Origin of the sequence: Bifidobacterium lemurum, assembly GCF_014898175.1 — a bacterium.
Taxonomy (GTDB): Bacteria; Actinomycetota; Actinomycetes; order Actinomycetales; family Bifidobacteriaceae; genus Bifidobacterium; species Bifidobacterium lemurum.
Genome location: NZ_CP062948.1, coordinates 1,527,343 through 1,542,580, shown reverse-complemented (window position 1 = coordinate 1,542,580; position 15,238 = coordinate 1,527,343). Strand labels below are relative to the sequence as shown.

Below are 15,238 nucleotides of genomic sequence, written 5' to 3'. Positions count from 1 at the left end.
CGAGCGCGGAGTTTTCGACCTATGTGGTTCCAGCCCCATACCCGTCGGCGAGTTGTGGATAACTGCGCGGCGAAGTTATCCACATTCCGGGGTTTTCGGCAGGTCGCGCGTCAAGTTATCCACCATCCCGCCTAGTGGGCCGCATCGGCGTTGCGCCACGATGCCCTCGTACAATAGGGCCTTATGGCAGTAGAAGAGAGCGCGGCACCGCGCAACAACGAAGTAAAGAAGTCCACCGCGTCGAAAGCGGGCAAGACGGCAAAGAAGCCGGCCGCCCGCAAGACCACGACCACGGCGAAGCGTGCCGCGGCATCCCGCGCCGCCGCCCCCGCCAGGAGCATCGCAGGCGATGCCCCGGCCCCGTCCATCGCGATCAACGAGCCGTACGAGTTCGGCCGCGTCAACGTGATGGACATCACCCCCAACGCGGAGCAGGGCGTCTACCCCGCCCGCGTGGAGCTCGGCGAACCCTTCGAAGTCACCGCCCAGGTGTTCATCGAAGGCCGCACCAAAGTGGGCGCCACCGCGGTGGTGCGCAACCCGCGCGGCAAGGAGACCCTGCGCGTGCCCATGACCTGCGTCAACGCCGGTCTGGACCGTTGGGTCGCGACCCTCATGTGCGGCGAGCACAGCGACGCCAAGCCGTGGGAGAAGGAATACGCCGCCGTCAAGCGCCAGCTGGGCGAGTGGACCGTCGTGATCGAAGGCTGGGAGGACGCCTACGTCTCCTGGCTGCATGACGCGCGCATCAAGGTGCAGGTGGGCGACGACGTGGAGAACGCGCTCGCCGCCGGCGCCGCGCTGCTGGAACGTTGGGCCGCAAGCGCCGACGCCAAGCTGGCCGCCCGTGATCGCAAGACGCTCACCCAGGCCGCCGCGGTCATCGCCGACGTCTCGCTCGCGCCCGAGCAGCGTCTGGCCGCCGCCGACAACGCCGACATCGCCGAGCTGCACGCCACGAACCCGTTGCGCGACGGCGTCTCCCCCTCACGCCCGCAGCGGTTCAAGGTGGAGCGTCCGAAGTCGAGCTTCGCCGCATGGTACCAGTTCTTCCCGCGTTCGGAAGGCGCCTATTGGGACGCCGAAACCGGCAAGATCGTGCAGGGCACGCTGAAGACCTCGCTCACAGGTCTGGAGCGTGCGGCCGCGCAGGGATTCGACATCGTCTACCTGCCGCCGATCTTCCCCATCGGCGTGACCAACCGCAAGGGCCGCAACAACGCGCTGGTCGCCGGCCCCGACGATCCGGGTTCGCCCTTCGGCATCGGCTCCGAGCTGGGCGGCCACGACACGGTCGATCCGCTGCTGGGCGATATGGACGATTTCAAGGCGCTCACCGCCCGCGCCCACGAGCTGGGACTGGAGATCGCGCTCGACTTCGCGCTGCAGTGCTCCCCCGACCATCCGTGGGTCAAGCAGCATCCGGAATGGTTCAAGCACAAGGCGGACGGCACCATCGCCTTCGCGGAGAACCCGCCGAAGAAGTATCAGGACATCTACCCGATCGATTTCAACGCCGACATGCCCGGCATCGAGAAGGAGGTCGAGCGCATCCTCAACCTGTGGATCGAAGCGGGCGTGACGATCTTCCGCATCGACAACCCGCACACCAAGCCCGTGCGCTTCTGGCAGGACGTGATCGCCTCCGTCACCAAGAAACATCCCGAAGTGCTGTTCCTGGCCGAGGCGTTCACCCGCCCGGGCATGATGCGCGCGCTGAGCTATGTGGGCTTCACCCAGTCGCACTGCTACTTCCCGTGGCGCAACACCAAGGAGGAGCTGGAGGAGTACCTGCTCACCACCAACGGCGACGCCGGCTACTACCAGCACAACACCTTCTGGCCCACCACGCCGGACATCCTCACCGCCTACGTGCGAGACAACGGCATCGCCGGCCACGCCGTGCGCGCGGTGCTCGCCGCGATGGGCTCGCCCAGCTGGGGCATCTACAACGGCTACGAGCTGATCGAGAACCGCCAGCGCCCCGGCTTCGAGGAGCAGATCGACAACGAGAAGTACGAGGTCAAGATCCGCGATTGGAGCCGTGCCGACGACTTCGGCATCGGCGCGCTGCTCGGCTCGCTCAACCGCATCCGCCGCGAGCATGCGGAGGCGTTCGGCTACCACAACGTGCGTCTGCTGGAGACGAGCGACCCGAACATCCTCGCCTTCGCCCGCCACACGCCCGCCGCGCTCACCTCGACCGGCAAGCCGGAGACGCTGGTCGTGGTGGTCAACCTCGACGGACACAACGCGCATCAGGCCATGGTGCATTTCGAGATGCCCGAGTTCGAAGTCGATCCGCAGTGGGGCGCGCATATGCGCGACGAGCTGACCGGACGCGACTTCGCGTGGAGCTGGGACAACTTCGTCTCGCTGGCTCCGTGGGCCGACGTGGCGCACATCTTCCACGTCGTGCATAACTGACCGGTCGGCGCTCTCGGCGCGCTCGAGAGCACCCTCATCAGGCAACGTCCATGCAGTGGGGCGTGCGGATTACGTATCCGCACGCCCCACTGGCGTTTGGAGGCTCGGGTGCCACCACCAACGGCATCGACCTGAACGACCGCATCAGCCTCTATGGCCTTATTCTCCAACCATCCGGGTGACCCGGTCGGATCTCGACAGTATGGGCTGGCCTTCGGGCGGTTCATCCGGTTCTCGGGCGGTTCCTGGCCCCTCGGGCGGTTTCTGAGGTGTTCGGGCGGTTTCTGGTGTTCGGGCGGTTCCCTGATCCTTCGGGCGGTTTTTCGACCGCTTGGGCGGTTGCCTATATCGGTGGCGTAATACAAGAACATTGAAATTCCAACGTTCTTAGGATGGGTGAACTGTGGAATGACGATGACGCGACCGCCCGAACAGTTTGGGAACCGCCCGAAGGGGCCAGAAAACCGCCCAAGCGATCCGGCAACCACCCGAAGGATCAGAACCACCCGGGGAGCAGGTAACCGCCCGAAGATCACGACGGCCCCAATCAGCCAACATCTCCCTGTGCGCACAGCCATCCACCGATTCTCAGGTTCCACGGACTCCATGTATCGAGCCTCCCCTGTGCATACAGTCATCCGTGGCACCCATATCATCCACCCCAGCGCCTTGTTTTCTTTTGCCCGCCATTTGCCTCATGGCGTGTTTTCTTTTGCCTCGCAAGCGTTTTCGTCCAGCACAATCCCTTCAAAACGGCTTGATTCCAACGAAAAGTTCTTTTGCCTGCCATTTGCCTCTCTTTTGCTTTTAAAATCAAAAGAACCTATGATGACATCATCGTCGAGGAGGAATCATGCCAGAGGATCTTATCGCCCTCATCACCGCATTGGCCGGCCGCTCCAGCGAAAGCGAGTGCCTGGAGTTCAAACGAGGCAACGCAGATCCGGAACGCATCGGCCGTGATATCTGCGCCATGTCCAATTCGGCGGCGCTGCTTGGCCACACCTACGCCTATAAAATCTGGGGTATCGACGACGATTCCCATGAAGTCGCCGGCACCGACTTCGACCCCGGAACCACAACCATCGGACGTCAGGGCTTGGAGATCTGGCTGCGTCAGCATCTCTCCGATAACGTCGAGTTCCAATTCGAAACCGTCGAAATGAACGGCAAACATCTTGTGCTGCTTCGCATCTGGCCAGCGCAATACCGCCCAGCCCTATGGAACGGACTCGCATACATTCGCTCCGGCTCTTCGACTCAGGAGCTCAAACATGGCTCGCGGCGCGAGGAGGAACTGTGGATCCGCACACGCTCCGAGATCTTCGAGCTGCAACTCGCGGCCACAGAACTCACCACGGACGAGGTGTTCAACCTCATCGACGTCGACTGGTATCGACAGGAGTTCGGCATTCCGCCAACCACTTCGCCTCAACAACTCCTGCATATGCTTGCCAGCGAACAACTCATCGTCACGCAGGATTCGGGCCGCCACGCCATCACCAATCTCGGCGCGTTGATGTTCGCACGCAATCTTGAGACTTTCCCCACGGTTTCACGTAAGGCGCTTCGCGTCATCCGCTACGAGGGGACCTCATCGATCGCCCCGTCGCGCAGTCGCACCTTCTCGTCCGGATATTCCCGGCTCGACGACATGCTCGACTACATTGAGACGCTGCTGCCCGAGCGGGAGGTCATCACTGGAGCGCGCCGCACGACGATACGCGCGTTCCCGCACACGGCACTACGCGAACTCACCGCCAACATGCTCATCCACCAGGATCTGTCCATCACCGGAGCCGGCCCGATGGTCTGCATTTTCGATGGACGCATCGAATTCACCAACCCTGGGCGTTCCCTTGTGGACGTCGCACGATTGCTGAACGACCCGCCTCATTCGCGCAACGAGAAGATGGCGGCGCTCTGCCGACGCATGAACCTGTGCGAAGAGGCAGGGTCGGGCTGGGACAAAATCGTCCTGGATTGCGAATCGAACCATATGCCGGCACCCAGCATCGAAGAGCCAGGCGACAACCTGCGGGTGACGCTACTGCAGGCGACGCCGTTCCGCGATCTGACCATGCAGCAGCGCATTGATTCCGCCTACTGGCATGCCTGCATGCAGTACGCGCAGCGTCAACCGATGACCAACGCCAGTCTGCGCGAACGGTTCGATCTGCCAAGCAGCGCGGCCTCGCAGATCTCGCGACTGCTGAAAGTCTGCCTCGATGGCAACATCCTCAAAGTGGCCGATCCCGAAGCGGGCAAGCGATATGTACGATACCTGCCCAGTTGGGCCTAACATCGCCCTCCGCCATGACCCATGTTTTCTTTTGCCCGCCATTTGCCTCACGGGGTGTTTTCTTTTGCCTCGCAAGCGTTTTCGTCCAGCACAATCCCTTCAAAACGGCTTGATTCCAACGAAAAGTTCTTTTGCCTGCCATTTGCTTCTCTTTTGCTTTTAAAATCAAAAGAGAAAACCGCCGCGAGACGAGGAACGATGCCGCGCCGTGGCACCGCCCCCTCGCAAACGCGGTATTGTGGTGTTCGACAACGCAACTGTCGACCTTCAAGGAGATAACATGGCAGAGACCTTCAACGTCGTGGTGGAGATTCCGCGCGGTTCCAAGAACAAGTACGAAGTGGACCACGAGACCGGCCGCGTGTTCCTGGACCGCACGCTGTTCACCTCGATGGGATATCCGGACGACTACGGCTACATCGACGGCACCCTGGGCGAGGACGGCGATCCGCTGGACGCCTTGATCATGCTGCCGAACTCCGTGTTCCCGGGCTGCATCGTGGAATGCCGCGCCGTGGGCCTGTACCACATGGTCGACGAGGCCGGCGGAGACGACAAGGTTCTGTGCGTGCCCGCCGACGTGCGTTTCGACGACATCAAGGACATCGACGACGTCTCTGAGTTCCACAAGGCCGAGATCAAGCACTTCTTCGAGCAGTACAAGGCTCTGGAGCCCGGCAAGGAAGTCATGCCCGGCGATTATTGGACCAACGCTGCCAAGGCCGAGGAAGAAATCGTCGCCGCCAAGGAGCGTCTCGCCAACGAAGGCAAGTGACGAAATCCCCAAGAACGCAAGTGGCCCGCCCTCGACATTCATATCGGGGGCGGGCCACTTTTGTTTATGAGGTAATAACGAGTTTGGTGTGTCGAATTTGCCGTATGGGGCCGATTCACACACCAAACCCGAAAATCAATCGTTTGACGTGAGTAAATCCCAAAGCCCCGACACACCAAACCCACATGCCCGGTTGAGGATCTCTCGGGAGAACGAAAAGCGGTCGGCAGCCGTCCGTTATTCGCGCTGGTCGGCGGGGTCGAGATATCGGATGACCTTAGCCGGAACACCGGCGACGACGGCATAATCGGGCACATCCTTGGTCACGACGGCACCGGCACCGACGACGGCGCACTCGCCGATCGTCACGCTTGGGCAAATGGTCACGTTCATGCCGATCCACGCATTACGTCCAATGGTGACCTTGCCATACGTGTACATAGTGTGCCGCTCGTTCATATCATGGTTGATCGTGGCGATGCGTACGCCCGGAGCGACCATCACGCCGTCGCCGAATTCGATGCCGCCCGACGCCGACAGAATAGCGGAATGGTTGATGAACACGTTCCGACCGAACGTCACGCGGTTGCCGAAATCACAGATGAACGGGGTCAGGATGCGAACGTCATCAAGCTCTCGACCGAACAGTTCCTCAAGATGGCGAATATATGAAGGGTCGTCCGGCAGCATCGCATTCGCTTTGGCGCACAGCGTCCGGGCACGCATCATCTCTTTCGCAGCCTCGGCGAAGTACGGTTCGCGCACATCCGTGGGCCCTCCCTGGTCCATCAGCTCATATACGTATCCTTTGTTGCATTCCGTTGTCATCGCGTGATTCACCTTTCCATCAATCATTGGATTCGTCGGGATCGCTTTGCCCGTCATTGTCTTGGCTTCGCCGTTCCCGCCCGCCATTCTCCGGACTTGCGTCATCCCATACCAAGCGTCCGGTCCGCAAGGCCTGTTCGTAACGGTCGATTTTGTAGGCGAGCCGCTCCATCGTGTCTTCGATGTTCGCCAACTGCGCCCGCAGAACCTCCATCTGCTCGTTCAGCAGACTCAATCTCGCGGGGATGGTCTCGTCGCCCATGCGGAACAGCCGCACGTATTCAATCATCGCCTCCACGGGCATGCCGGCGTTGCGTGTGCAGATGGCCAGCTCCACCCATCTGAGGTCCTCGTCCCCGTAGTCCCGGATACCTCCGGAAGTCCGTGTGACCGGCGGAATCATGCCCACGCGTTCGTAGTAGCGCAACGTGTCCTGACTCACGTGGTACCGTTCCGCCACCTCTTTGATGCTCGCCATACGTCCTCCTTTCGCGGTGAATCCACCATACGATTTGGAGTTGGCTCCAAGTCAAGCCGCGACACGCCAATCGTCGACCCACCGTGCCAGCTACGCCCCACCGCGCCCGAACCACCAGCCCTGCGCCGTGTTACAATCGGTCTGGTAATTCGCGTTGGCTGCTCGAACAGCATTCAACTGGATTCAAAGCCGTGCAACCCGGCAGTTTGAATGTCGACGCTCCCCGAGGCGTAGGCGGGTGGTTAAGGGCACCCGTCGAGGCCCATCCCGAGGGGAGCTTCTCGTCGGGATGAACCCTTGAACCGACATGTTACAGACACTGATCATCGCTATTTCCGTTTCCATGGACGCTTTCGCCGTCGCAGTCGGCAAAGGTCTGACCGTGCGCAGGCTCCGCGCCCAAGACGCGCTGAAAACCGCGCTGTGGTTCGGCGGATTCCAAGCGCTGTTTCCGATTCTGGGCTTTTTCGCCGCATCCACGTTCAGCTCGTATGTGGAGGCCTTCGACCATTGGATCATCTTCGCGCTGCTGCTGCTGATCGGCGGCAATATGGTGCGCGAAGCCTTCGGCGAAGATGAGGGCAACGAGACCGAGACCCCCGATTTCGATTGGCGTCATATGCTGCCGTTGGCCGTGGCCACCTCGATTGACGCCTTCGCCGTGGGGGTGAGCTTCGCCTTCATGGAGGTGAACATCTGGCTGTCCGTCGCCCTCATCGGCGTGACCACAGGCCTGTTCTCAGCCGGCGGACTGTGCATCGGCCGCTTGTTCGGCGCCCGCTGGCAGAAGCCCGCGCAGATCGCCGGCGGCGTCGTGCTGATTGTGATCGGCTTCAAAGTGCTGCTGGAGCATATGGGCATACTCGTCCTGTAAACACACCCTCGCCCGCTTCCTGAGGCGGGACCGTCTTAGGAAGCGGGCCGATCGGGTGGCGCGCCATCCAAAGCCCGGACGTGGCGCACCGCCGCCCGTGACGGCCCGCCACCCAGATGATGATTGCCGATCAGATCCCAGGCGTGACGCGCCACCGACCGTGGAGACCATCCACCCTGCGACCGTGGCGACCGCCGCCCGGCGACCCCGGGGAACCGCCGTGGAACTACAGGCGCGTCAGCACCAGTGTGGCGAGCGCGACGGTCACGCCCATCAGCATCACCGGCAGCATGCCGACGCCGACCCACGGATGGCGGGCGGCGGGATCGGGATCGACCTCACGCAGCCAATACACGGAGGCGAAGGCGAGCGCGAGGGCGAAGACCACGATCACCACAAGCGCGACGACCGCCTCCGTGCTCTCGGGAACGGCGGCCAGCAGCGTGGGCAGGAAGGCCCATCCACCCACGGAGATGGCCGCGGTGCCGGAAGTCACGGAATGCGAAAGCGAGCGGATCAGATGCGAGCGCTCCTCACGCGCCATCTGCCGCCCGAAGGCGAACACCACCAGCAGCACCAGCAGTCCGCCCGCGCCCAACGCCCACGCGTCGCATTGCGCGAATTTCGCGGACCTCTCCAGCAAGCCCATCGTCCACACCAGAGGGGTGACGGCGAACACCACGGACATCACGCCGAAGACCACGGAGGCCACACGATCGGCGAAGGTGGCGCGCAACGGCCAACAGGCCACGAATACCAGCAACACCGCGGCGATGGCGACAAGGCTTGGAATCCGGGCCCACACGCCCGACTCGCCGCCGTCCGTCCAACCGGCGGCGACCGACAGCATGGCGGCCAGCGCCAACAGCAGGTATGCGGTGGCCTGCGCCAGCAGCATGGGCGCGACCTTGCTTCGCGTGCGTTCCTCGGGGGTGCGGGTCATCTCTTGCCTCCTGCCTACCGAAACATTCTCGTCACCATCCTACGACCCGCCTTGGGAAAACCGCACCGACGGCGTGGAGAAACGGCGGTTTTCCACGCCTTTCCATCATGTCGCGCACGTTAACGGCGTGTGAACGGACGATGCGCGATGGTGTCCATGATGGGCGCGTACAATGTGAACAGCCGCGTAAGACGGCTTAAACCCGTGCCCGCGGCCATGTCACACGAGATTCCCGCAGGCGCGACGGCATGGAACGAACCCAACAAGTGGAGGGAGTCATCGTGACGGATCTGACGCTGATGACGTTCGCCAGCGATCCCGCCACTGTGCTGCCGTCGTTGGCCCTGCTCTCCCACCGCGTGCGCGTGCTGCCCATGGACGCGGACAGCCTGATCAAAATGCCGGAGAACACGATTCTGTTTCTCGACGCGCGCGACGATCTGGCCACCGCCAAAACGCTTTGCCGACTGATCCACGCCTCCGGCCTGTCCACGCCGATCGTGCTGGTACTGACCGAGGGTGGATTCACCGTGGTCAACTCCCAGTGGGGCATCGCCGACGTGGTGGTGTCCACCGCCTCCCCGGCCGAGGTCGAGGGACGCTTGCGCCTGGTGTCGGAACGCGGCAACGCTCCCGCCGGCGCGATGACGGGCGGGGTCGGCGAGACGAACACGGCCGTCGAGGACGGCCAACTGCGTTCCGGCGATCTGATCGTGGATACCAACGGATACACCGCCTCCCTGCACGGCCGGCCCATCGATCTGGCCTATAAGGAATTCGAACTGCTCAAATACCTGGTGCAGCATCCCGGCCGCGTGTTCACGCGCGCGCAGCTGCTGCAGGAGGTGTGGGGCTACGACTATTACGGCGGCACCCGCACGGTCGACGTGCATATCCGCCGTCTGCGAGCCAAGCTCGGCGGCGAATACGAGCATCTCATCGGCACCGTGCGCAATGTGGGGTACCGTTTCGACCCTCCCGACGACGAGCAGGAGGACGACGCCGCGAAGGCCGCGGCCGCGCACAACAAGTAGTGGCGGCGGTCGCGCGCCGATGCGGCCATACCGCAACCATCATGAACGACGGCGAGGTGCGCCATGGATACCGAAGAAAACCAACGGCGGGAATCCGCGCGTCCCACCGGCCGCGAAAGCGCCGCCGCGCGTCGGGCCCGCATGCACGAGGAGTACGCCGTGCTGTGCGAGGTGATCCCGGAGCCGCGCTGCGCGTTGGATTTCAACTCCCCGCTGCAGCTGCTCATCGCCACGGTGCTCAGCGCGCAGACCACCGACAAACGCGTCAACACCGTCACCCCGGCCCTGTTCGCCGCCTACCCCACCGCCGCCGCGTTGGCCGCCGCGAATCCGCAGGAAGTGGAGGACATCATCCACCCGCTGGGCTTCTACCGTGCGAAAACCAAGCATCTGCTGGGATTGGCCGCCGCATTGGACGAACGCTTCGACGGCGAGGTGCCGCGCACGATGGAGGAGCTGACCAGTCTGCCGGGCGTGGGCCGCAAAACCGCGAACGTCGTGCTGGGCAACGCGTTCGGTGTGCCCGGCTTCCCCGTGGACACGCATGTGCTGAGGGTGACCGGACGTCTGCGTTGGCGCGCCGACTGGAGACAGACGCAGCCCGACCCGGTGAAGGTCGAGCGGGAGATCACCGCATGCTTCGACCCGTCCGATTGGACGGATCTGAGCCACAGACTGATTCTGTTCGGCCGCGCCACCTGCCACGCGCGCAGGCCCGATTGCGCCGACTGCCCGCTGAACGACACCTGTCCCAGCGCGCCCTGAGACGTGGGCGGAGGCCACGGCGGGCACCGGTCCGTACGAAGCCCAGACGATGGCCATGGCTAGACTGGGGTTCCATGCATAAGCAACGAGACAACGCGTTGATACGTTGGGGAATTTTCGTGGGCGTCGCCGCCGGACTGTTCGCGCTGCTGTGGATCGGATGGTCGCTGGTCACACGTCATTACGAAGGCAGGGGCGATTCCATCCGTTCGGACACGTCGGTCGCGGTCGGGCTGCGCGGCGCGGCCACCTCGCTGGACCTGTTCGACGAGGACTCCGACGCAGCCGAGGCGGCCGGACGCGCGCTGATCGGCAATGTGTACGAGACCCTGGTGACATGCGACCAGAGCAACACGCTGCAGGCCGGACTGGCCAGCGATTGGACCGTCTCGGACGACGGTCTGACCTACACCTTCACCATTCGTTCCGGCGTGGAATTCTCGAACGGGCATACGTTGGACTCCGCGGACGTCGTCTACTCGCTGCAGCGCGCGGTCAACAGCGGGGCAAGCGACGTGGACGAGCTGGGCGCGCTTTCCTCGGTAGAAGCCCCCGACGCCTCCACCGTCGTCATCACGCTATCCTCGCCCAACCCCACGCTGCCGCGCACGCTGTCCGGACGATTGGGCGTGGTGTTCGACGAGCAGGCCTCCATCGATTATGCGGACGAGGCGGTCGGATCCGGCCCCTTCACCGTCGGCCGTTTCCGCGAAGGCGAATCCATCACGCTCGAGCGCAACGAATCCTACTGGGCAGACGCCTCCGTGCCGGCTTCGGTGACGCTCACCTACTATGATGACGACACGTCGATGATCAACGCGCTTCAGGACGGCACCATCGAACTGGCCATCCCCTCCACCGCCTCCGCCGCCGACGCGGTGGCCGCGGATCCCACCATCACCGTCGCCACGGGGGCGAGCACCTCGTCGGTGGTTCTGGTGTTCAACAACAGCACCGATGCGATCACCTCGGACGAGCAGGTGCGCAAAGCCGCCCGCCACGCGCTCGACCTCGACGCCATCGTCGAATCGCAACCGGACGCGGCGCAGGCCTTGGGAGGCCCGCTCACCCCTCTGGAGCCCGGCTATGAGGATCTGACCGGACTCTACCCCTACGATCCGGCGCAAACGCAATCCATGCTCTCGTATTTCGCCTACGGATACCTGGGCACGGTCCATCTGGTGGCGTCGCACGACTATCAGGAGCTGGCGGACACCATCGTCCAACAGCTGCAGGCGGGCGGATTCGACGTGCGGTTGGAGGTGCTGGCCGACGGCGAGGTGAACGACCGCATCGCCGCCGACGACTACGACATGGTCATCATCGAAACCGCCGGAGGCGACAACGCCCGCGGGTTCTCCAGCTCGCAATCCCCCTACCACTATGAGGACGAAGCCGCGCAGCAGGCCTACGCGCAGGCGATGGCCGCCACGAACGACACCGACTTCCAGGAGGGCATGCGCGCCTACGCCCGTGTGCTCGGCGAGGACGCGGCCAGTGGATGGCTGTACGCGCGCCAGTGCACGGTGGTCGCGAAATCCACGGTTTCGGGCTACCCGACCGCCATGGTCGACCGGCGTCTGCCACTCGCCTCGGTGACGACGCAATAGCGCGGCGGCGGCACGGCACCGGCCACGCGGCTATGTCATGCAACGCGCATAAACTCAGGCCTATGACTGAAGGCACTACTATCAACGCGCACCTCACCCCCCTGCCCGACAAAGTCGGCGTGGACGGGCTCGAGGACAAATGGCGCGCCGTCTGGGACGAGGACGGCACCTACCAGTTCCGCAACACCCGCGACCGCAAGGCCGTCTATTCGATCGACACCCCGCCGCCCACCGTCTCCGGTTCGCTGCATGTGGGCCATGTGTTCAGCTACACGCACACGGACGTGATCGCCCGTTTCAAGCGCATGCAGGGCTACGACGTGTTCTACCCGATGGGTTGGGACGACAACGGCCTGCCCACCGAACGCCGCGTGCAGAACTACTACGGCGTGCGCGTGGACACCTCCATGCCCTACGATCCCGATTTCGAGCCGCCGTTCGAAGGCACGGACGGCAAGAAGATCGACGCCAAGGACCAGGTGCCGGTGAGCCGCCAGAACTTCATCGAACTGTGCGAGAAGCTTACCGCGCAGGATGAGAAGCTGTTCGAGGCGCTGTGGCGCCGTCTGGGCCTGTCGGTCGACTGGTCGCAGACCTACCACACCATCGGCGAGCATCCGCGCCGCGTGGCCCAGAAGGCGTTCCTGCGCAATCTCGCGCGTGGCGAGGCCTACCAGCAGGACGCGCCGGGCCTGTGGGACGTGACCTTCCAGACCGCCGTGGCCCAGGCCGAGCTCGAAAGCCGCGAATACCCCGGCTTCTATCACAAGGTGGCCTTCCGTTTCGAGGATGGCACTCCGATCTACATCGAAACCACCCGCCCCGAACTGCTCGCGGCCTGCACCTCGCTGATCGCCCACCCGGACGACGAGCGCTACAAGCCGTACTTCGGACAGGAGGTCTACTCCCCGCTGTTCCGCGTGAAGGTGCCGATCCTCGCGCATCCGGCCGCGGAGATGGACAAGGGCGCAGGCATCGCCATGTGCTGCACCTTCGGCGACGTGACCGACGTGCAGTGGTGGCGCGAGCTGAAGCTGCCCACCCGCTCCATCATCCAGCGCAACGGCCGCATCGTGATGGACATCCCGGAATGGATCGAGAGCGAGGCCGGACGGGCCGTGTTCGCCGAAACCGCCGGCAAGACCACGTTCTCCGCCCGTAAGATCATCGTCGACAAGCTGCGCGAGTCCGGCGACCTGGATGGCGAGCCGACGCCCACCAAGCGTATGACGAACTTCTACGAGAAGGGCGACAAGCCGCTCGAGATCGTCACCTCGCGCCAGTGGTATCTGAAGAACGGCGGCACCGACAAGACGCTGAACGCCGAGCTGATCGCGCGCGGCAAGGAGCTGGAGTTCCACCCCGACTTCATGCGCGTGCGCTACGAGAACTGGGTGAACGGCCTCAACGGCGACTGGCTGATCTCGCGCCAGCGCTTCTTCGGTGTGCCGTTCCCGCTGTGGTATCCGCTGGATGAGGCGGGCGAGCCGGACTACGCGAACCCGATCGTCCCGTCCGAGGATCTGCTGCCCATCGACCCGACCATCGACGTGCCGGCCGGCTACACCGCCGAGCAGCGCGACGTGCCCGGCGGCTTCACCGCCGAGAACGACATCATGGACACGTGGGCCACCTCCTCGCTCACCCCGCAGATCGTGACCCACTGGGCCGAGCCTGACGAGGAGTCGCAGGCGCTGTTCAACGCCACCTTCCCAATGGATCTGCGCCCGCAGGGACAGGACATCATCCGCACCTGGCTGTTCTCGACCGTGGACCGCGCGCATCTGGAGAACGGCTGCCTGCCGTGGGCGCACGCCGCGCTGTCGGGCTGGATTCTGGACCCCGACCATAAGAAGATGTCGAAGTCCAAGGGCAACGTCGTGGTGCCGAACGAGCCGATCGAGAAGTTCGGCGCGGACGCCGTGCGATACTGGTCCGCCAACGCGCGCCTCGGCCTCGACGCCACCTACGACGAGGGCCAGATGAAGATCGGCCGCCGTTTGGCGATCAAGCTGCTCAACGCCACCAAGTTCGCGCTGGCGATTGGCCGCGAGGACGAGAATCATCATGTGGGCGAGTCGGCCGTGGCCTCGTGGAATCCGGCCGATGTGACCGAGCCGCTGGACCGCGCCGCGATGGCCAAGCTGGCGCTTGTGGTCACGCAGGCCACCGAGGCGCTGAACGCCTACGAGCATTCCAAGGCGCTTGAGGTGATTGAGAGCTTCTTCTGGCAGTTCTGCGACGATTACATCGAGCTGGTGAAGAACCGCGCCTACGGCACCGCCGACGAGCAGGGCAAGGCGCCGTCCGAGGCGGCCGTGAAGTCCGCGCGCACCGCGCTGGGACTGGGACTGGACGCCTTCGCGCGTCTGCTCGCCCCGTATCTGCCGTACGCCTCCGAAGAGGTGTGGAGCTGGATGCACGAGGGCGAGGGCTCCGTGCACCGCGCCGCCTGGCCGACCGCCGAACCGTACGCGCAGGCCGCCACGGGTGTCTCCCCCGAGGTGCTCGCGTGGGCCGGCAAGGCCGTGGAGCAGCTGCGCAAGATCAAGTCCGAGGCGAAGGTCTCCATGAAGACCCCGATCCTCTCCGTGGCGCTGTCCGCCGCCCGCGAGGGTGTGGATGCGATCAAGGCTTCGATGGGCGACATCGCCCAGGCCGGCCGTGTGGTCGGCAGGTTCGATCTGGTGGAGAAGCACGCCGAGGAGGCCGCCGCCGCTGATTCGGCCGCCGTGGCCGCCGATGCGGATGCCGCCGGTTCCGCCGCCGAAACGCTGGTCGCCATCGAATCCAGCGAGCTGGGCGAGCCGCCGGCCAAGAAGCCGAAGGCCTGATCGCAACCCCGCGAATCGATAGCGGCTGATTGCAATCGCCAAGTGCCGTGAGTCATGGAATCACCCATGCCTCACGGCACTTTTCATATGAGTCTTGCGAACGGCCGACAACAGCACTACCCACATTCGTTAACTGGCAAAGCTACTTTGCCAGTTTTGGAGAAATTGGCAGTTTTATTTTGCCAGTTGACAACAGGCACCTACGAAATACGGTGGTGGTACCCGAAGGTTTGACACTTTTCGGAATTTCAAACACCCTGTTTTTGACACTTTTCAGAATTTCAAACCCCTTGTTTCTGACACTTTTCGGAATTTCACTCTGCTTATGGGCTGGCGAGGACTCCAAATGCGTTACCCTATGGTGCTGG

The 15,238-nt window shown here is 63.6% G+C and carries 11 protein-coding genes; 8 read left to right on the top strand and 3 right to left on the bottom strand.

The features are described from left to right. The first annotated feature begins 183 nt into the window (after positions 1 to 183). The 3 genes from BL8807_RS05725 to BL8807_RS05715 all read left to right on the top strand — a co-directional run bounded on the left by BL8807_RS05725 (position 184) and on the right by BL8807_RS05715 (position 5,504). Positions 184 to 2,427: an alpha-1,4-glucan--maltose-1-phosphate maltosyltransferase gene (locus BL8807_RS05725; RefSeq protein WP_072724678.1), complete on the top strand. Its 2,244-nt coding sequence runs from the start codon at positions 184 to 186 to the stop codon at positions 2,425 to 2,427. Positions 2,428 to 3,280: 853 nt separating this feature from the next. Then, positions 3,281 to 4,729, top strand: a complete 1,449-nt coding sequence (locus tag BL8807_RS05720; RefSeq protein ID WP_072724676.1) for an ATP-binding protein — start codon at positions 3,281 to 3,283, stop codon at positions 4,727 to 4,729. Between the two features lie 280 nt (positions 4,730 to 5,009). Next, the gene (locus BL8807_RS05715) at positions 5,010 to 5,504 is read left to right on the top strand and encodes an inorganic diphosphatase (RefSeq protein WP_072724674.1); all 495 of its coding nucleotides are present in this window, start codon (positions 5,010 to 5,012) and stop codon (positions 5,502 to 5,504) included. A gap of 237 nt (positions 5,505 to 5,741) precedes the next feature. On the opposite strand, the gene BL8807_RS05710 is transcribed toward BL8807_RS05715, so the two are convergent. Continuing rightward, the gene (locus tag BL8807_RS05710; protein WP_072724672.1) at positions 5,742 to 6,332 is read right to left on the bottom strand and encodes a sugar O-acetyltransferase; all 591 of its coding nucleotides are present in this window, start codon (positions 6,330 to 6,332) and stop codon (positions 5,742 to 5,744) included. 19 nt (positions 6,333 to 6,351) lie between these two features. Next, positions 6,352 to 6,810, bottom strand: a complete 459-nt coding sequence (locus BL8807_RS05705) for a MerR family transcriptional regulator (protein WP_083570144.1) — start codon at positions 6,808 to 6,810, stop codon at positions 6,352 to 6,354. Between the two features lie 307 nt (positions 6,811 to 7,117). On the opposite strand from BL8807_RS05705, the gene BL8807_RS05700 reads away from it, so the two are divergent. Further along, a complete protein-coding gene (locus BL8807_RS05700; RefSeq protein WP_072724670.1) occupies positions 7,118 to 7,684 on the top strand; it encodes a manganese efflux pump MntP in 567 nt (188 codons plus the stop codon). A 226-nt stretch (positions 7,685 to 7,910) separates the two neighbouring features. On the opposite strand, the gene BL8807_RS05695 is transcribed toward BL8807_RS05700, so the two are convergent. Beyond that, a complete protein-coding gene (locus tag BL8807_RS05695) occupies positions 7,911 to 8,627 on the bottom strand; it encodes a hypothetical protein (protein WP_072724668.1) in 717 nt (238 codons plus the stop codon). A gap of 299 nt (positions 8,628 to 8,926) precedes the next feature. On the opposite strand from BL8807_RS05695, the gene BL8807_RS05690 reads away from it, so the two are divergent. The 4 genes from BL8807_RS05690 to valS all read left to right on the top strand — a co-directional run bounded on the left by BL8807_RS05690 (position 8,927) and on the right by valS (position 14,870). Beyond that, positions 8,927 to 9,661 carry a winged helix-turn-helix transcriptional regulator gene (locus tag BL8807_RS05690; RefSeq protein ID WP_072725060.1) on the top strand — a complete coding sequence of 245 codons (735 nt, stop codon included), beginning with the start codon at positions 8,927 to 8,929 and terminating at the stop codon, positions 9,659 to 9,661. Positions 9,662 to 9,802: 141 nt separating this feature from the next. After that, the gene (gene nth / locus BL8807_RS05685) at positions 9,803 to 10,426 is read left to right on the top strand and encodes an endonuclease III (protein ID WP_072725058.1); all 624 of its coding nucleotides are present in this window, start codon (positions 9,803 to 9,805) and stop codon (positions 10,424 to 10,426) included. A gap of 74 nt (positions 10,427 to 10,500) precedes the next feature. Further along, the gene (locus BL8807_RS05680; RefSeq protein WP_072724665.1) at positions 10,501 to 12,036 is read left to right on the top strand and encodes an ABC transporter substrate-binding protein; all 1,536 of its coding nucleotides are present in this window, start codon (positions 10,501 to 10,503) and stop codon (positions 12,034 to 12,036) included. Between the two features lie 62 nt (positions 12,037 to 12,098). Next, on the top strand, positions 12,099 to 14,870 hold the full coding sequence (gene valS, locus BL8807_RS05675; protein WP_072724662.1) for a valine--tRNA ligase: 2,772 nt from the start codon (positions 12,099 to 12,101) through the stop codon (positions 14,868 to 14,870). Positions 14,871 to 15,238: the final 368 nt, after the last annotated feature.